The following is a 20,697-nucleotide window of genomic DNA, read 5'->3' on the forward strand; positions in this document are numbered from 1 at the left end:
GATAAAGCTATGATTATTTCATCAGCAATAGAAAGAAGATATAAACTTTCAAGTAATGAGTTCTATAAAGATTATGTTGAATTAGGAAAACCAGTTATAATTTCTGGAGTAATTATCAATTGGAATGGTTTTGACAAATGGTCTTTAAAATACCTTAAAAATTTATCTCCTTCTCTAAATATTTATGCAAAGAAATTTAGCGATAACAAAATTGAGATATGTAGTTTGACAATGGAAAGATATATAGAATTAATAGAAAATTATGAACAAGATCCTCAAAATAATACTCGACCGCCATATTGTCATGACCTACCCTTATTTAGCTTAATACCTTCTTTAGTGAAAGATGCTCAACCATTTCCTTATGATTATTTGCCAGAATGGTATTGGCATAAGTGGTGGCGTTACTGCCAGTTTTTCTTAGGTTCTTCTAATAGTGTTACACCATTACATTTTGATTGCCTTCTGACTAACAATATTTTTTTTCAGATTGTTGGACGCAAACAATTCACTATATTACTACCTGAAGATGCTAAATATTGTTATCGCAAAGGCTGGCGATGGTTTCTCGTTAATCCAGAAAATCCAGATTTAAATAAATATCCTGAATACAAAAATGCAAGACCGATTCAATTTATTGTCAATCCTGGAGATATTTTATATATGCCCCCTGGAACACTGCATCATGTTCGGAGTTTAGATATGTCAATTTCTTTTAATATAGATTGGCATACTCCAAAAAGTTCGCTCAATGGTCTAGCAGCTATTACAAAAGGAATGCCAATTCAAAATTTATACTATAACTTTTTGTTAGCTATGGGTTTAGTTTTAAAACTACCTCCTCAAATTATTTTTAAATTTTATAAATCTTATCTAAATTATGTTTCTTAAAAAGTAATACATTTCTCTGAAGATGTGCAATATACATAATCGTTAGACTGATTAATCCCTTTCGTAATTCAAACAGAACACTCTCATGAATATATTTGAAAAGTGTGAATCAAATGTCAGAAGCTATTGCCGTAATTTCCCTGATATATTTCATAGAGCTAAAGGTTCTATAATTTATTCAGACTCAGGAAAGGAATATATTGACTTTTTTGCAGGAGCAGGTGCTTTAAATTATGGGCATAACCATGACTATATAAAACAAAAGGTTATGTCATATTTAGATGCCGATGGAATTGCACATGGTTTGGATATGTATACTTCAGCTAAAGAGAAGTTTTTAGCTAAGTTTGATGAGGTAGTATTAAGTTCAAAACAATTAGATTATCGCATTCAGTTTTGTGGGCCAACAGGAACAAATGCAGTTGAAGCAGCTTTAAAGTTAGCCAGAAAAGTAAAACAAAGATCGGGTATATTCTCCTTCATGGGAGCATATCATGGAATGACTTTAGGAAGCTTATCTATTAGTGGTAATGTCGGAATTAAAGCCGGGGCAATTGGGACATCAAATAATGTAACCTTTATGCCTTATCCTTATGGATTTATGGAAAGCTTTGACACAATAGAATATATAGAAACAGTTTTAAATGATGTCAATTCTGGAATTGAAAAACCAGCAGCAATAATTTTTGAAACAGTGCAAGCTGAAGGTGGAGTTGTTATAGCTCCTATTGACTGGATGCAAAGACTGAGGAAGTTGTGTAACGAGAATGATATTTTATTAATCTGTGATGATATTCAAGTCGGCTGTGGTCGAACAGGGCCTTTCTTTTCTTTTGAAAGAGCAGATATAGTTCCTGATATGGTAGTACTATCTAAATCTATTAGTGGGTATGGGTTTCCAATGTCGTTATTATTGATTAAGCCGGAGTTGGATATATGGGAACCGGGCGAACATAATGGTACTTTTAGGGGTAATCAATTGGCATTTGTAGGAGCTACAGCTGCTCTAGAGTATAGAGAAAGTTGTAATTTTGAACAAGATGTTAAGGCTAAAGAGATTTTCTTGAAAAAATTTCTCACTCAAAAAATATTACCAATAAATGAATACATATCAATCCGTGGAATTGGGATGATTTGGGGCATTGATGTTAAAAATTTTGGCGGTAGTAGTTTAGCTAAAAGGATCACATCGCGTTGTTTTGAACTAGGATTAATAGTTGAAAGAGCAGGCAGAAATGATACTGTTATTAAAATTTTGCCTCCTTTAATAATTGATATGCTTACTTTAGAGAAAGGATGTTTGATTATCAAAGAAGCTTTTGATTATTGCATACAAAACTAGATATACATACTAGTATTTACAACTTGGAAAAGAATTGGTTACAAGCCAGGGGAAAACTATGGGTATACATTTACAGTCAAATGACTTCTTTTCTCAAAAAATTTATTGGATAAATCAATTATCGGGAGAACTACCAGAAACAAATCTAATGCTGGACTATGCAAGACCTTTGTTTTCTAGTGGTAAAAATAAATTTCTGAGTTTTGATTTACCAATTGATTCATCTCAATCAATCATTAAGCTAGCTAAAGGCTCTTACTTTTCAATCTATTTGATGCTTGTAGCTTGTTTTAATATATTGCTACAAAAATATACTAGAAATAATGATGTTATTATCGGAATACCAGTATATGAGGCAATTGATATCGATTGCGTAAATGCTAAAGTTATTCCTTTGCGTACTCAAGTCACACCTCAAGTTTCATTTAAAGATTTACTTTTTCAAGTCAAAGATGCTACGATCGCAGCTTACAGTCACCAAAACTATAATTTTGATGAACTAATTGATTTATTAGAGCTACCAACAATTTCTAATCGCCAGCCTCTTTTTGACATAGTAGTTTGCTTAGAAAATATTCATAATAAAAATAATTTCAGCCAACTCAATAATGACATCACAATCTCTTTTACAATTAACGGCGAAAGTATTAGTGCCAATATCGAGTATAAAGAAGATTTATTTCAAGATGAAAGTATAAGATTGATGAGTAAATATTATACTAATCTTCTAGAAAATATTCTAAATAATGTTGATACTAAAATTTCAGATATTGTTTTCTTAAAATCAGCTGACCAAAATCAGTTATTAATAGAATTTAACAAGCAAATAAAACAATATCCAACTGATAAAACAATAAATCAATTATTTGAAATCCAAGTATCTGAAACTCCAAACAATATAGCCGTAATTTATCAACAAACTCAACTCACATATCAAGAACTAAATCATCAAGCTAATCAGCTAGCTGAATTATTGCAGAAATTAGGAGTCTGTAAAGGAGAGTTTGTCGGAATTTTCAAAGACCGCGATATCAATTTTCTAATTGCTATTCTTGCTATATATAAGGCAGGTGGAGCATACGTACCCATTGATAGCACTTACCCCCAAAATCGAATTAAGTATATGCTATCCAATAGTGAGGTGAGATTTTTATTCACAGATTATTCGCTATTCAATGTTCTTTCCGAACTGGAAGAAGGCTGTTCCGAATTATCCTCTATTATTTGCTTAGATAGCATTGCTAACGATCGGACACTATTTCCTAGACCAGAAAACTTAAAGATATATAATAAGTTGGATTTTGAGCAGCTATCTCATGATAATCTAGAAAGTATCAATGATGCTGTTGACCCAGCTTATATGCTTTACACTTCCGGGTCTACAGGATTACCAAAGGGGGCAATTGTCAGGCATGATGGTGCAATTAATCATATTTATGCCCAATTTGATGAGTTGGATTTAACGCCAGAATTTTGTTTTCTTCAAAGCGCTCCTGCTTCTACAGATATTTCTGTATGGCAATTTTTAGCACCACTTTTAATTGGTGGGAAAACAGTAATAGTAGATATCGAAACTGTTGCGATTCCTGAGCAACTATTTCTGGCTCTGAAATCACAAAAAATCACAGTTGTTGAATTAGTACCAGCATTATTTGTCGGCTTGCTTGAATATACTTCCCAGCTACCGATTCACCAAAGAGAATTACCTGATTTAAAATGGATGATGGTTGTCGGGGAACCAGTATCGGTAAGTTTGGTAAATAAGTGGCTTGAGATATATCCCGAAATCAAAATAGTTAACGCCTATGGCCCAACTGAGGCTGCTGATGATATTACCCAGTTTATCGTTCACAAGCCTTTGCCAGAAAATCAGCGAGCAGTTCCAATTGGGAAACCATTAGCAAACTTAAATCTCTACATTCTAGATGGGGAAATGAAACTATTACCCATTGGCGCTCCTGGAGAGATTTGTGTATCAGGAATTGGTGTTGGTAATGGCTACTGGAAAAATCAAGAAAAAACTAATTTCAGTTTTGTTACCAATCCTTTTACAGATGTTAAAAACAAGTTACCAGAAAATCGCAAAGATTTAATTTATAAAACTGGAGATTTAGGAAGGTGGCTTCCTGATGGGAATATAGAATTTCTCGGACGTATTGACCATCAGGTGAAGATTCGTGGTTTTCGGGTTGAACTTGGAGAAATTGAAACATTTCTGCTTCAGCACCCGAATGTACGTGAAAATGTAGTCGTGGTTCAGCAAGACGAACCAGGTAACTTACAATTAGTTGCCTATGTGGTTGCTAAGACACAAGCAGTTCCTAATATTAGTGAATTGCGTAGCTTCTTAAAGGAAAAGTTACCTGACCACATGTTACCTTCTGCCTTTGTGATGCTGGAAAATCTACCCCTAGCACCTAGCGGTAAGGTAGACCGGAAAGCTCTGCCAAAACCAGATAATCTTCGCCCGAAATTAGAAACAGCTTACGTATTGCCGCGAAATGAGATGGAACACGCAATTGCTGACATTTGGCAAAAAATACTTAAGGTGGAGAAAGTCGGTATTCAAGATAACTTTTTTGACCTTGGTGGTCATTCGCTAAATGTACTTCAGGTTTATAGCAAACTGCGGGAACTTTATAAAGCAGACTTAGTAATAACCGATCTATTTAAATATCCAACAATTAGTTCCATATCGCGGTATTTAAGTCAAGAAGATGATAATAACTTTGCAAACCAAAGCAATGAATTGAATGAACAGTTAGAAGCTGGTAAAGCAAGATTAAAGCAACGTTTTTTACAAAAAAAGCAACAGAGCGTTTAATATTTACTATTGAATAATTAACATTAATTATGGGAAATTCAGAATATTTAAGTAGCAAAACTGGTCTGGAGATAGCCATTATTGGCATGAGTGGCTGTTTCCCAGAGGCTGAAAATATTGAGCAATTTTGGTACAATCTCCGAGATGGAGTAGAGTCAATACATAGATTCGACGATCGAGAATTAAAAGATTTAGGTGTAGATGAGGCTTTATTGAGCGACATAAATTATGTTAAAGCAGAGGGTGTAGTCAAAGATATAGACTTATTTGATGCTTCATTCTTCGACATTAATCCTAGAGAAGCTGAAGTCATGGACCCTTCACTCCGTTTTTTCTTGGAGCATTCATGGAAAGCACTTGAAGATGCTGGGTATAGTTCGGATGTCTATAAAAAGCCTATTGGGGTCTACGCTGGGACAAGTTTTGGCAGTTATTTACTTAACATTTATTCTAATTATGAGCTTCTAGCCTCTGTAGGTGATAAGCAAATAGAAAAGGGAACTTCTCCAGATTATGTTACTACACTTGCTTCTTATAAATTAAATTTGCAGGGGCCAAGTTATGCAGTTCAAACTACTTGCTCTAGCTCGTTGGTTGCTGTACATTTAGCTTGCCAAAGTTTGCTTAGTGGTGAGTGCGATATTGCTTTAGCAGGAGGAGTTTCAATATCGACAGCAGTTGGTTATTTATATAAAGATGGAGGAATTGAATCTCGTGATGGACATTGTCGTGCTTTCGACGCTAAGGCTGCGGGAACAGTAAAAGGAAGGGGTTTAGGTCTTGTAGTTTTAAAACGGTTAGAAGAAGCGATCGCAGATGGCGATTGCATCCATGCTATTATCAAAGGCTCTGCTATTAATAACGATGGGTCAAATAAAGTTAGCTATACAGCACCTAGCGTAGATGGGCAAGCCAAGGTAATAAGAGCTGCTCAGGTTATGGCTGAGGTAGAACCCGATACCATTAGCTACATTGAAGCACATGGAACCGGCACAACTCTTGGAGATCCTGTTGAAATCGCTGCCTTAACACAAGCTTTTCGTATTAAAACTCAAAACAAAGGATTTTGTGGTATTGGTTCTGTGAAAACCAATATTGGGCATTTAGACTCAACTGCTGGAGTAGCAGGTTTGATTAAAACTGTACTAGCCTTAAAACACAAACAAATTCCCCCCAGTTTAAACTTTGAAGAACCATCACCGCAAATTGATTTTGCCAATAGTCCTTTTTATGTAAACAATAAATTATCTGAGTGGAAAACTAGTAATACTCCTCGCCGGGCGGGTATTAGTTCCTTTGGTTTTGGCGGAACAAATGTCCATTTAGTTGTAGAAGAAGCTCCGATAACTCAATCCTCTAGTGATTCTAGACATTGGCAATTATTATTACTTTCAACTAAGACGAATACAGCATTAGAAACTGCTACAGAAAATTTAACTAATTACCTACAAAAAAATCCAGATTTAAACCTCGCTGATGTTGCTCATACTTTACAATTAGGACGGTGGACTTTGAACCATCGCCGAATAGTAGTTTGCCAAAACCAAGAAGATGCAATTAATGCATTGCAAGATCCTCAAAGAGCTTTCACCCATTACCAAGAACTTTGTAATCGTCCGGTCGTGTTTATGTTTTCTGGACAAGGTTCACAATATGTAAATATGGGTCGAGAATTATACGAAAGTGAAGCCGTATTTAAACAGCAAGTTGATTATTGCTGTGAATTGCTTAAACCTTACTTAGAATTAGACCTGCGTTCAGTTCTCTATCCCAGAGTAGAAAAAGCTCAAGAAACAACACAAAAGTTGCAGCAAACAGCAATTACTCAACCTGCGTTGTTTGTGATTGAATATGCTTTAGCTAAGTTGTGGATGGCATGGGGTGTGCGCCCTGAGATGATGATTGGTCACAGTATAGGGGAGTATGTAGCTGCAACGATCGCTGGAGTTTTCTCTTTAGAAGATGCCTTAGCTATAGTTGCAATGCGAGGAAAACTAATGCAGCAGTTACCTGATGGTGCTATGCTCTCGGTTCAGCTTTCAGAACAAGAGTTACAACAACTGCTAGAAAAGGAAATCTCTCTGGCTGCGAGCAATGCACCTTCTTCTTGTGTGGTGTCCGGTGCAACAGAAGCAATAGAGAAATTCCAACAAAAGCTACAACAAATAGGTGTAAACTTTAGGCGTTTGCATACTTCTCACGCCTTTCATTCTCAAATGATGGAACCCATCATTGAGACTTTCATCCAGTTATTACAAAATGTAAAACTCAATCCCCCAAAAATTCAGTTTGTTTCTAATGTTAGCGGTACTTGGATTACCGCAGATGAAGCAACAGATCCTAACTATTGGGCTAGACATTTAAGGCAACCAGTACGCTTCAGTTTAGGAATCTATGAGTTGCTCAAACAGCCAGAGGCAATACTGTTGGAAGTGGGCCCAGGACGGACACTAAGTAGTTTTGCGAAACAACATCAAAAAGATAAACTCATAGCACTAACTTCTATACGACATCCTCAAGAACAACAATCAGATATAGAGTTTTTACTTAACACTTTGGGTAGGCTTTGGTTAATAGGAATTCAAATTGATTGGTCAGGTTTTTATGTAAATGAAAAGCGTCATCGCATACCCTTACCTACTTATCCTTTTGAGCGGCAGCGTTACTGGATTGAGGTAAATCGAAATGCGACTCTGGCAATGATGTCGCCAAAAAGTTCTGAAAAAAAACCAGATATTGCTGATTGGTTCTACGTTCCTCGGTGGAAAGAATCTACACCAATTGAATTTTTTCAACCGGATAAGTTGGTAGAACAAAAGTTATATTGGTTGGTGTTTGTCGATCCCTATGCAGTGGGAGCAGAAATTGCTGAACGACTGAAACAACAGGGACATGAGGTGATTTTTGTTAGGGTCGCAGATAAATTTTCCCAGCTTGATGAGTGTACATATACAATCAATCCTAGACAAAGGGATGACTATGATGCCTTATTGGAAACACTACAAAAACAGAATTTGAATTCACAAGCGATCGCAAAGCGTGCCGGATGGCATCTTGCACATTTTTGGAGCGTTACTCCTAACAATACTTTACCCAGTCAAGAGCTAGAGCCACAAACACAATATCAATTTTTTGAAGATTGCCAAAGTCTTGGTTTTGATAGTTTGCTGTTTCTGACCCAAGCCTTAGCAAAACAAAATATAATTGAACCAATCAAGCTGATGGTTGTCACCAGTAATCTACATGATATAACTGGCAGCGAAAAATTATGCCCTGAGAAGGCAACTATATTAGGGCCATGCAATGTAATTCCGCAAGAGTATCTCAACATAACTTGCTGTTGCTTTGATATTGTACTTCCAGACTCCATAACTAAGCCATCACAAACACTTATAGACTCACTGCTTACAGAATTTACAGCACCAATAACTGAGAACTTAATTGCTTATCGTAGCAATCATCGCTGGATTAAAACATACGAAGCTGTACAGTTAGATAAAGGCATTATCAGCAAAACCAAGTTGAGAAAAGGAGGCGTTTACCTAATCACTGGTGGGCTTGGTCGCATTGGTTTAGCAATGTCAGAATACTTAGCAAAAACAATGCAGGCTAAGTTAGTTTTAATCGGCAGAAAAGGCATACCGGAAAGACACCAGTGGTCTGAGTGGCTACTAAACCATGATGAATCTAATGAAGTTAGCCAGAAGTTAAAAAAGGTGATGAGGCTAGAAGAATTAGGTGCACAAGTTCAAGCGATCGCGGCTGATGTAGCTAATGAAGAACAAATGCAACAAGCTATAGCATTAGTTAATGAACGGTTTGGTGAAATTCATGGCGTTATCCACGCAGCCGGAATTAATGACGATGCGTATTACACTATCGAAGAAAGTTCTAAAACTCAAAGTCAATCACAATTTAATCCTAAAGTATATGGACTATTTGTTTTAGAAAAACTTTTGCAAGACCAAAAGTTAGATTTTTGCTTATTTACATCTTCCTCATCATCTGTTTTAGGAGGTTTAGGGTTAACTTCTTATTCTGCTGCTAACATTTTTATGGATGCATATGCCCATAAGCACAACCAAATAAATTTGTTCCCTTGTATTAGCGTAAACTGGGATACTTGGCAATCTCAAGAAGATGATATACAGGATTTAACTGTGGGAGTAGCTTTAGAAAAATTACGCATGACATGGCAAGAAGGAATCGATGTCTTTAGTCGTGTATTATCTCTAAATAAAACTCCACAAATTGTTGTTTCTGCGGGAGAACTACAACCAAGAATTGAAAAATGGATAAAACGAAACTTTTTACAAAATAAGGAATCATCAAATAATCAAGGTAGTTTATCACTTCATTCCAGAGCAAACTTACAAAATGAGTATGTCCCATCTAGCAATAATGTAGAGCAAATAGTTGCTACGACTTGGCAAAAAGTTCTGGGAATTGAAAAAATTGGTATTTATGATAACTTTTTTGATTTGGGAGGTAGTTCTCTCATAGGTGTTGAGATTATCTCTCATTTACAAAAAGAATTAAATGCCCATATTCCGATAATCAGCATTTATGAAAGACCTACTATTAGTTCACTTGCCGAGTTTTTAAGTAGCGACGAAGAAGCTGATTTACAAAAAGATTCTTACCGGACTCAAACGAGGTCTGCTTCAATTAAACGTCGCAAACAAGCTAGACAAAATCATCGAAGGACATCACTTATAGAAGATAATTAGTATTTTAAACCTAGTTAAGGGTTTACTTAGGATAAGGACTAAAGTCCTGACTACAAACTTGTAACCAGGCAATTAAGAACTAAGATATATTCTGGAGTAGAAAATGGCATTAAGTCAGCAGAGACAAAAAACTCAGCAAAATTTATTTCTTGAAAATGAGCTAACACCACAGTATGAAGTTGCTAAGGGAGTGATGCAATTATTTGCACCGTCTAATAATTTAATATCATCTATAGAAGCTAAAATGGGTGTTCAAACTGACGTTTTAGTTGATGATTTTTTAAGCGCAATTAGCACTAATTCAACTATTGATTTCAATACATTAGTAGAAACGTTTTCTGATAGTCAAGTTCCGATTAATCCTGGTAATTTTGATAGTTACCTTGATTATTTAGCAAATAACGTTATTAATCATTCAATACATACATCTTCACCACGGTTTATAGGTCATATGACCTCTGCTCTTCCCTGTTTTGTGCGACCGATCGCAAAACTGATGACAGCTATGAACCAAAATGTTGTCAAAATAGAAACAGCCAAAGCTTTTAGCCCTTATGAACGTCAGGCTTTGGCAATGATGCATAGATTGATTTATAACTTTTCTGATGAATTTTATAACGAACATATCCAAAATAGCCAAAGCACTTTAGGCATATTGGTTTCTGGAGGTACGGCAGCAAATATCATCGCACTTTGGTGCGCTCGCAATAAATCTTTAGGTGCAAAAAATAGTTTTGCAGGTGTAGAAAAAGAAGGTTTAACAGCAGCTTTAGATTACTATGGTTATCAAGGAGCGGTAATCATTGGCTCTGAATTGATGCATTATTCTTTTGATAAAGCCGCAGATTTATTAGGCATAGGTACGCATGGTTTAATAAAAATTCCTACTAATGGTGATAATCAAGTAGACTTACCAGCTTTACGTCAAGCTGTTGCAGATTGTCAGACTAAAAACTTGCATATTATTGCGATCGTGGGTGTTGCTGGTACTACGGATTCTGGAAACATAGATTCGCTTTTAGACATAGCAGATATTGCCCAAGATGCAAATGTTCATTTTCATGTAGATGCAGCTTGGGGTGGCCCACTCATTTTTTCCGAACAACATCGACAAAAGCTTGTTGGTATTGAACGCGCTGATTCGGTAACAATTGATGGACATAAACAACTGTATTTACCTATGGGTATTGGTATGGTATTTATGCGCGAACCATACTTAGCTTTATCGATTGAAAAAAATGCTAGCTACACCATGCGTAAGGGTTCATTCGATTTGGGTAAACGCGCTTTAGAAGGTTCTCGAGCGGGTATGGCATTATTTTTACATGCTGGGTTACATCTGATCGGACTTAAAGGTTATGAATTTTTAATTGATGCAGGTATTGAGAAGACACAATATATGGCGGATCAAATTACTGCCATACCCGAATTTGAGTTACTATCTCAACCGGATATAAATCTCCTTCTTTACCGTTACATCCCAGAACCTTTCAGAGAACTTGCAGTTAAAAAGCAATTAACAGACACTGATAATCAACAAATCAATATATTCAATGAGCGCCTGCAAAAAACTCAACGTCAAGCCGGTCGTACTTTTATCTCGCGGACAACAAAAAGAATTAACTGTTTAGAAAAAGAAATTTCTGTGACTGCGCTTCGGGCGGTAATCGCTAATCCGCTCACGACTAAAGAGGATATAGATGCAGTACTAAATGACCAAATTCAGATTGCTTTAGATTTATCGATATCAGATTCCTTAGAAGCCACTCAGAGCCTAGCGTAGTTGCTGTTAATAAGTTTAATTAGGTATTTTCCATGAACAACTCTGATGAATTTAATAACTTTGATGATAACGATGAAATAGCCATCATTGGTATAAATGGTCGTTTTCCAGGTGCAAAAAATGTTGAGACTTTTTGGAATAATTTACGAGATGGAGTAGAGTCAATTTCTCATTTTACAAATGAAGAACTGCTAGCTGCGGGTATAGATCCGGCTTTACTCAACGATCCCAATTATGTAAAAGCAAGCAGCATAATAGAAGATATCGAGTTATTTGATGCTGCATTTTTTGGATTTACTCCTAGAGAAGCTGAAATCACAGACCCACAACATCGAATTTTTTTAGAATCTGCCTGGGAAGCTTTAGAATCTGCGGGCTATGATTCTGAATCATACAACGGGAAAATTGGGGTCTATGCTGGTGTAACTAATAGTAACTATTTATTTACAAATTTATATTCCAACCAAGATTTAATGCAGTCGGTAGATGCCTTAAATATTTTTATTGGTAATGAAAAAGATAATTTAAGTACGCAAACCTCTTACAAGTTAAATCTGACTGGGCCAAGTATTAATGTTCAGAATAACTGCTCTACATCATTAATCGCTGTACATTTAGCTTGTCAAAGTTTGCTGAATGGTGAAAGTGATATAGTTTTGGCTGGTGGTGTTTCTATAGCAAAGCTACCTCAACAATCTGGTTATCACTATCAAGAGGGGGTTCTTTGTTCCCCTGATGGACACTGCCGAACTTTTGATATTAACGCTAAAGGAACAGTGTTTGGCGATGGTTTAGGAATTGTGGTATTGAAACGGTTAGCTGATGCTGTTACTGATGGAGACTTTATTCATGCTGTAATTAAAGGTTCAGCTATCAATAATGACGGTTCTTTAAAGGTTGGTTATACAGCACCTAGTGTTAATGGTCAAAGAGAAGTAATTTTAGAAGCGCTTGCCTTATCTGGTGTTGAACCCGATACTATTTCTTATATCGAAGCTCATGGAACTGCAACTCCTTTAGGAGATCCGATTGAAATCAAGGCTCTCACACAAGCTTTTCGTGCTAGTACAAATAAAAAATGTTTTTGCGCTATTGGTTCAGTAAAAAGCAATATTGGGCATCTGGATACAGCAGCCGGTGTAACAGGTTTAATTAAAACGGTACTTGCATTAAAACATAAACAAATACCCCCTAGTTTACATTTTGAAAAACCCAATCCAGAGATAGATTTTGCCAATAGTCCCTTCTACGTCAACACCAAATTATCAGAATGGAAAACTAATAGTTTACCTCGCAGAGCAGGTGTCAGTTCTTTTGGAGTTGGCGGGACTAATGCCCATGTAATCTTGGAAGAAGCTCCAGTAATTGAAACATCCAGTGCTTCTCGACCTTGGCAATTGCTGTTACTCTCAGCCAAAACTAGCACAGCTTTAGAAAGTGCGACTGCAAATTTAGCGGCTTACCTCCAACAACATCCTAATATCAACCTGCCAGATGTAGCTTACACCCTACAAGTAGGCCGTCGAGCTTTCGATCGTCGGCGGCTGGTAGTTTGCCAAAATTTAAATGATGCAGTTAGATTACTTAAAAATGAAGAAGCAGAACGCGTTTTTAGTTACCACTGGGAGCCAAGTCGTTGCCCTGTCATTTTCATGTTTTCAGGACAAGGGTCAGAATATGCAAACATGGGTCGGGAATTATACAAAGTTGAAGCAACATTTCGCAGACATATAGATACTTGCGCCGAAATTTTGCAACCTCACCTCGGTCTGGATATCCGTCACCTACTCTTTCCAGAGCCAGAAACAATTGAAGCGGCTAACCAACAACTACAACAAACAGCGCTGACCCAAGCAGCGTTATTTGTAATTGAGTACGCCCTGGCTCAGTTATGGATGTCTTGGGGTGTGCTACCAGAAGCGATGATTGGTGCCGATATCGGGGAATATGTTGCCGCTGCGATCGCAGGTATATTTTCTCTTGAAGATGCGCTATTGATTGTAGCAAACAGAGGACAACTGCGATCGCTCACAAAAGTTCAACTCAATCCACCAAGTATTCGCTTTATTTCCAATCAGACTGGTAGCTGGATTACAGATGCACAAGCCACAAATCCTAACTATTGGAGCCAACATTTACAAAAAACTGTAAAATTTGCCGATAGTATTTCTCAACTATTAGGGCAGTTTGAAGGCGTTTTTTTAGAGGTAGGGCCAGGGCAAAATTTAAGCACATTAACCAAACAACATTTAGATATCAATGCTAAACAATATGTGCTAACTTCTTTACCCCATGTCAAAGAGCAACAATCAGATGTAAGCTTTGTGTTGCAGACATTAGGGCAGTTATGGCTTTTTGGTGTCGATATAGATTGGTCAGAATTTTATACCGAAGAACAGCGTCATCGTCTACCTTTACCTACCTATCCCTTTGAACGGCAAAGATACTGGATTGAAGCGAAAAATCCAGGTAAAGATGATGCTCATATAGTATCACTAACTAAAAAAGCTGATATAGCCGACTGGTTTTATCTTCCTTTTTGGAAACCTTCTTTACCTCCTGTCGAACTTGATAGCCAAATATTAATAACTAAAAAATCTTGCACTTTGGTATTTCTTGATGAGTGTGGCTTGGGTATCAAGTTGGTAAAACAACTAGAAAAACAAAACCAAGATGTCATTACTGTAAAAATCGGCGATCAATTTATCATACTAGGCGATGGATATACTATCAACCCAGAAAATAATCAGGATTACGATATTTTATTCCAAGAATTGCTCAGAAAAAACAAGTTGCCACAAACGATAATTCATTTATGGAATGTTACAAATATCAGCGAGCATGAATTAGAAATTCCAGAACTAGAATCAGCCCAAATCAAAGGATTTTATAGTTTATTATTTATTGCCCAAGCTTTGGGAAGACAAGAAACTAGCGATAATTTTCAAATCACAGTTATTTCTAACAACCTACAGTCTGTGACGGGAACTGAAGTGCTTTGTCCAGAGAAAGCCACTTTAATCGGGCCAATTAAAGTTATTCCTCAAGAATATGCAAATATAAACTGTCGTAGTATTGATGTTATTCTTCCTCCTAAAGACAGTTGGCAAGAAGAAAAACTTATAGAAAAATTACTGGCAGAACTGACGGTTGATAATTCGGAAAAGTTAATTGCTTATCGAGGTTTGAATCGATGGGTGCAGAGTTTTGAGCCAGTGCATTTTGATAAAGCTAAAATTGAAACCCCTCGACTACGAGAAAGAGGAGTCTATTTAATTACAGGTGGACTTGGAGGTATCGGACTTGTTTTGGCAGAATATTTAGCTCGGACTGTCCAAGCAAAACTACTGTTAGTAGGACGTTCTGCTTTACCCAAAAAAGATGAGTGGTCTCAATGGCTATCCACTCACGATGAAAGTGATAATACTAGCTATAAGATTCGCAAAGTTCAAGAACTTGAAGACTTGGGTGCAGAAGTTTTAGCCATCGCTGCTGATGTTAGCAATATAGAACAAATGCAAAGTGCGATCGCTCAAGCTCAACAACAATTTGGTCAACTAAATGGTGTTATTCACTCTGCTGGAGTTCCTGGAGGCGGTGTAATTCAGCGAAAAACTCTAGAAGAAGCAGAAAGTGTTCTGGCTCCAAAGGTAAAGGGGACAATAGTTATTGATGCAATTGTCAAAGATACTGAGTTAGATTTCTTTATTCTAGTATCATCAAATAGCTCAATTGTAGCGGAATTTGGACAGGTAGACTATTGTGCAGCCAATGCCTTTCTTGATGCCTTTGCTCACTGTAATGCTGCAAAGCAGGGTAGATTTACTACTAGCATTAACTGGGATAGTTGGCAAGAAGTTGGGATGGCAGTGAATACAGAATTACCCCAGCGACTCCAAGAATTGCGAAAAGAAAATCTTAAACAAGGTATATTATCCAATGAAGGTGTAGATGTGTTTCTCCGCATTTTGGAAAATCCAATGCCTCAAGTTGTAATATCTACATCTGACTTATTAAATGTACTCAAACAGTATAATTCTTACAATCAAATACAGACCATAGAACTTTTAGAAGCTGTCAACTCTTCCAAATTAAAATATCCTAGACCTGAACTAAGTAACGATTATATTGCTCCCCGAAATAAAAATGAACAAAAGCTAGTTGAAATTTGGCAAGAAGTTATTGGTATTGAACGGATAGGAATTTATGATAACTTTTTTGAACTTGGTGGTGATTCTCTCATAGGTATTCAACTTATGACAATCGTAAATAAGGCATTTAATTCAAATCTCTCTATTGCCAAACTTTATGAATGCCCAAATATAGGCTCGATGACGAAGATTTTTACTCCTGAAGACTCTCAGCAAAATGCTTTTGAACAAAGGCTAAATCGAGGACAAAGAAGAAGACAGATGAAAATGCAAGCAAACTAAAATACAAAGTTAATTTATCTGGTTAATCAAATCATGAGTATAGAAATAGGGCAAGAGGAAATAGCAAATCTAGATATAGCAATAGTGGGGATGTCTGGTCGTTTCCCTGGTGCAAACAATATCGATGAGTTTTGGTATAATATCCAAAATAAAGTTGAGTCTATTTCTTTTTTCTCGAATGAAGATTTAGTAGATTCAAATCTGGAAGAAGAAATTTTACACGACCCAAATTATGTAAAAGCAGCACCTATATTAGAAGATATTGAGTATTTTGATGCGAGGTTCTTTGGTTACACCCCTAGAGAAGCCGAACTAATTGACCCTCAACATCGCCTCTTTATAGAATGTGCTTGGGAAGCTTTGGAAAACGCTGGATACGATCCAGAAACATATAATGGTTTGATTGGAGTTTATGCTGGTGTTAGCACAAACACTTACTTTTTTAACAATATATATAAAAATGTTAATTCTAGAGAGATTTCCAATAACTATACTTTTAATAAAGATTTTTTGACTACAAATGTATCATATAAATTAAATTTAAAAGGCCCAAGCATAGGAATTCAAACTTACTGCTCTACTTCATTAGTTGCTTTACACTTAGCTTGTAAAAGTTTACTTGATGAAGAGTGTGATATCGCTTTAGCAGGCGGAGTGACGATTATAGTTCCACAAAAGTCAGGTTATTTGTATGAAGAGGATGGAATTCTATCTCCTGATGGTCATTGTCGAGCCTTCGATGCTAAAGCACAGGGTACTGTTTTTGGCAGTGGACTGGGAATAGTCGTTTTAAAAAGATTAAAAGATGCGATCGCAGATAAAGATTATATTCATGCAGTTATCAAAGGTTCAGCAATCAACAATGACGGTTCTTTGAAAGTTAGCTATACAGCACCTAGTGTAAATGGTCAGGCTGAAGTTATTGTAGAAGCTCTGGCAAATGCTGGAATAGATGCTGAAGATATTTCCTATATAGAAACTCATGGAACTGGAACAGCTGCTGGAGATCCAGTGGAAATTGCTGCACTCACTAAGGCTTTTCGTGCTTTTACCCAAAGAAATGGCTTCTGTGCTATCGGTTCAGTAAAACCAAATATCGGACATTTAGATATAGCTGCTGGTATAGCAAGTTTAATCAAAACGGTGCAAGCCTTAAAATATAAAAAAATCCCTCCTAGCCTCAATTTTGAAGTTCCCAATCCTGAGATTGATTTTGTCAACAGTCCCTTCTACGTTAATACTAAACTTAGCGAATGGAAAACTAACAATACTCCCCGAAGAGCAGGAATTAGTTCCTTGGGTTTTGGTGGAACTAATGCCCATGTGATTCTGGAAGAAGCCCCTAAAATTGAATATTTTGATGACTATAAACCTTGGCAATTGTTGTTAATATCAGCCAAAACTAGCACAGCCTTAGAAACTGCAACTAATAATTTACTTGCGTATTTCAAACAACATCCAGAGATAAATTTAGCTAATGTTGCCTATACTTTAAAAGTGGGTCGTAGAGCTTTTAACTATCGCCGAATATTAGTGTGTCAGAGTGTTGAAGATGCTGTCAGCGTTTTAGAAACACAAGAGCAAGAACGAATTTTTACTGTATGTCAGGAGCATAGAGAACAGCCAGTAATTTTCATGTTTTCAGGACAAGGATCGCAATATGCAAACATGAGTCGGGAATTATACGAAGTCGAACCGACATATCGCAGACATATAGATACTTGTGCCGAAATTTTGCAACCCCATCTTGGTTTTGATATCCGCGATCTATTGTTTCCAGAGCCAGAAGAAATTGAAGCGGCTAGCCAAAAGTTACAACAAACAGCTTTCACCCAACCAGCGTTATTTGTAATTGAGTACGCGCTGGCTCAGTTATGGATGTCTTGGGGTGTGCTACCAGAAGCAATGATTGGTCATAGTATTGGGGAATATGTTGCAGCCGCGATCGCAGGTGTATTTTCTCTTGAAGATGCCTTAGTAATTGTGGCAAAAAGGGGACAACTGATGCAACAGTTACCTCCAGGAAGTATGCTGGCAATTCCACTACCAGAACAAGAGGTGCGATCGCTGTTGGATGCACAGCCTTTGTATAAAAATTCTCTAGAAATAGCAGCGATTAATACCAAAACTTCATGCGTGGTTTCTGGAACGAAGGAAGCGATCGCAACTCTACAAAATCAATTATCACTTCAAGGGGTTGAATGTCGTTTATTGCATACATCTCATGCGTTCCATTCGCAAATGATGTCACCAATATTAGAAGAGTTTGTGCAGTTGCTGAAAACAGTTCAACTGAATTCACCGCGCATCGGCTTTATTTCTAACGTAACTGGTACTTGGATCACAGATGCACAAGCCACAAATCCCGCTTATTGGAGCCAACATTTAAGACAAACTGTAAGATTTTCTGATGGCATATCTCAACTTTTAGAGCAGTTTGCAGGTGTTTTTCTAGAGGTGGGGCCGGGACGAACTTTAAGCACATTCAGCACACAGCATCTAGATAAAAATGCTAAACAATACATCCTAACTTCCTTACCTCATCTTAAAGAGCAACAATCGGATGTAGGGTTTTTGTTGCAAACATTAGGTCGGTTGTGGCTTTTTGGTGTAAATATAGATTGGTCTGGATTTTATACCCACGAACAGCGTCATCGTTTACCTCTTCCTACCTATCCTTTTGAGCGACAAAGGTATTGGATTGATACCAAATCTACATCACCTTCTGTAAAGAGTAACTCGGCAACATTAGAGCAGAAACAAGATATTGCAAATTGGTTTTATACTCCGTCATGGAAACGCTCTTTCCTCACTCATTCATCTTCTGCTCATACAGAAGCTTCCCAAGAGCAATGGTTGTTTTTCATTGATAATTTTGGAGTAGGTGAAAATTTAATTAATGTATTAAAGAGTCAAAATAAAAATATAATTATAGTTAAACAGGGAGAAATTTTTAGTAAAGAGACTGAAGGTGTTTATACAATTAATCCGTGTGTAAGCGAAGAGTATAATATCTTATTTAAAGAATTAAGTTCATTCGGCAAATATCCGCATAATATAGTTTACTTATGGAGCATCAGCAAACTTGAAAAATGTCAAATAAAAACTTATTTAGAATTCAATAGTCTACTGTTTTTATCGCAGAGCTTAAGAAAAATCAAAAATGACGAAATATTACAAGTTTGGGTTGTATCTAATCATATTCAAGAAGTCAATGGAAATGAAATTATAGCTCCAGAAAAATCAACGGTATTAGGTTTATGTAAGGTAATTTCTCAAGAGTATCCTAATATAACCTGCCGCAGTATTGATATTGCTATAACTAATCACCTAGATGGACACAAAGAACAAGAGGATTGTGAAAGTAATATTATTGACAAACTTTTAAGCGAGTTAACATCTGCATCCTCAGACTTAATTGTTGCTTATCGTGGTTGCTACCGTTGGGTACAAACATTTGAGCCAATTCACTTAGAGTCAGTAGGTGAAGAAAAAATACCATTGAGAAAACACGGTGTTTATCTGTTTCCTGGTGGCTTAGAAACTATTGAAATTGTACTTGCTGAATATTTAGCCAAAACTCTACAAGCAAAAATCATATTTATCGAAAATTTAGATTTTCCAGAAAAGTATGATTTCTCACAATGGCTTGTAACTCAGCCTCAAGAAGATGAAGTAAGTTATAAAATTCAACAATTATTATTATTAGAAAAATTAGGTGCAGAAGTTTTGGTAATGCGTGCGGATACTACTAATTCTGAGCAAATGCATCAATGCTTCTCATCTTATAATATTGGACAGATTAATGGAGTTATTTATTCAACTGGAAGAAATCGGGAAAAAATATTTGGTTCATTGCCAGAAATTGGTAAAATAGAATTAGAAAAATTACTTGAACTTCAATGTTGTAAAATTGCTGTATTAGAACAAGTTTTACAAAATATAAAATTAGACTTTTGTATCATTTCTTCCTCTTTAGCTTCCATTTTAGGGGGATTTGGCTTAGGGTTATATTCAGCCGCAAATCATTTCATAGATAGCTTTGCTAATCGACACAACCGCAATAATTCTTTATCCTGGTACATTATAAATTGGGATAAGTTACAGCTAAATGTCGCCCAAGAGCAAAAAAAACCAGAGCAAGGACTGGGTTTGAAATTAGGCATTACTCCAGCAGAAACTATAGAAGTATTTAAACGAATACTTTCTCTAGATCGAGGAACTCAAATTATTGTTTCTACGGTAGATTTAAACGCCAGACATAATTATGCATTTAACCACCATACAAATTCAAAATCTTATAATCAATTAGATTCATCATCATGCTATTCCAGACCTCAACTTAGTAATTCCTATGTTGCTCCGACAAACCAGTTAGAAACACAAATTACGGAAATATGGCAACAGGTACTTGGAATTGCAGAAGTTGGTATTTACGACAACTTTTATGAGTTAGGAGGAGACTCTCTGATTGCAACTCAATTAATTTCTCGATTGAGAGCGAAATTTCCTATAGATTTACCACTGCGTGACCTTTTGTTGCAAGCCATGATCCCAACCAAACAGGCAGAAATGATTGAACAACTTCTGTTGGAAAAAATAGAAGAATTATCTGAAGAAGAAGTAGAAACTTTTTTGGCTAACACATAAAAGTCCGATTTTATTCAACAAATAGTGCCTCATTAATTACTTAA

Annotated in this window: 7 protein-coding genes; all 7 read left to right on the forward strand. The window is 36.5% G+C overall.

Going from position 1 to position 20,697, the window contains the following annotated elements:
• Positions 1–9 precede the first annotated feature (9 nt).
• Complete coding sequence (locus tag RMZ42_RS08635; protein WP_322671026.1) at positions 10–891, forward strand: cupin-like domain-containing protein; 882 nt, start codon at positions 10–12, stop codon at positions 889–891.
• A gap of 85 nt (positions 892–976) precedes the next feature.
• A complete protein-coding gene (ectB, locus tag RMZ42_RS08640; protein WP_322671027.1) occupies positions 977–2,233 on the forward strand; it encodes a diaminobutyrate--2-oxoglutarate transaminase in 1,257 nt (418 codons plus the stop codon).
• 58 nt (positions 2,234–2,291) lie between these two features.
• Positions 2,292–5,057 carry an amino acid adenylation domain-containing protein gene (locus RMZ42_RS08645; RefSeq protein WP_322671028.1) on the forward strand — a complete coding sequence of 922 codons (2,766 nt, stop codon included), beginning with the start codon at positions 2,292–2,294 and terminating at the stop codon, positions 5,055–5,057.
• 29 nt (positions 5,058–5,086) lie between these two features.
• Entirely contained in the window at positions 5,087–9,787 is a 4,701-nt protein-coding gene (locus RMZ42_RS08650; protein WP_322671029.1) for a type I polyketide synthase, read from the forward strand.
• A gap of 103 nt (positions 9,788–9,890) precedes the next feature.
• Positions 9,891–11,570 carry a pyridoxal-dependent aspartate 1-decarboxylase PanP gene (gene panP, locus RMZ42_RS08655; RefSeq protein ID WP_322671030.1) on the forward strand — a complete coding sequence of 560 codons (1,680 nt, stop codon included), beginning with the start codon at positions 9,891–9,893 and terminating at the stop codon, positions 11,568–11,570.
• 32 nt (positions 11,571–11,602) lie between these two features.
• Entirely contained in the window at positions 11,603–16,003 is a 4,401-nt protein-coding gene (locus RMZ42_RS08660) for a type I polyketide synthase (RefSeq protein ID WP_322671031.1), read from the forward strand.
• Between the two features lie 33 nt (positions 16,004–16,036).
• Complete coding sequence (locus RMZ42_RS08665; protein WP_322671032.1) at positions 16,037–20,653, forward strand: polyketide synthase; 4,617 nt, start codon at positions 16,037–16,039, stop codon at positions 20,651–20,653.
• The last annotated feature ends 44 nt before the right edge of the window (positions 20,654–20,697 follow it).

The organism is Nostoc sp. DedQUE05 (genome assembly GCF_034530955.1).
Classification (GTDB): Bacteria; Cyanobacteriota; Cyanobacteriia; order Cyanobacteriales; family Nostocaceae; genus Nostoc.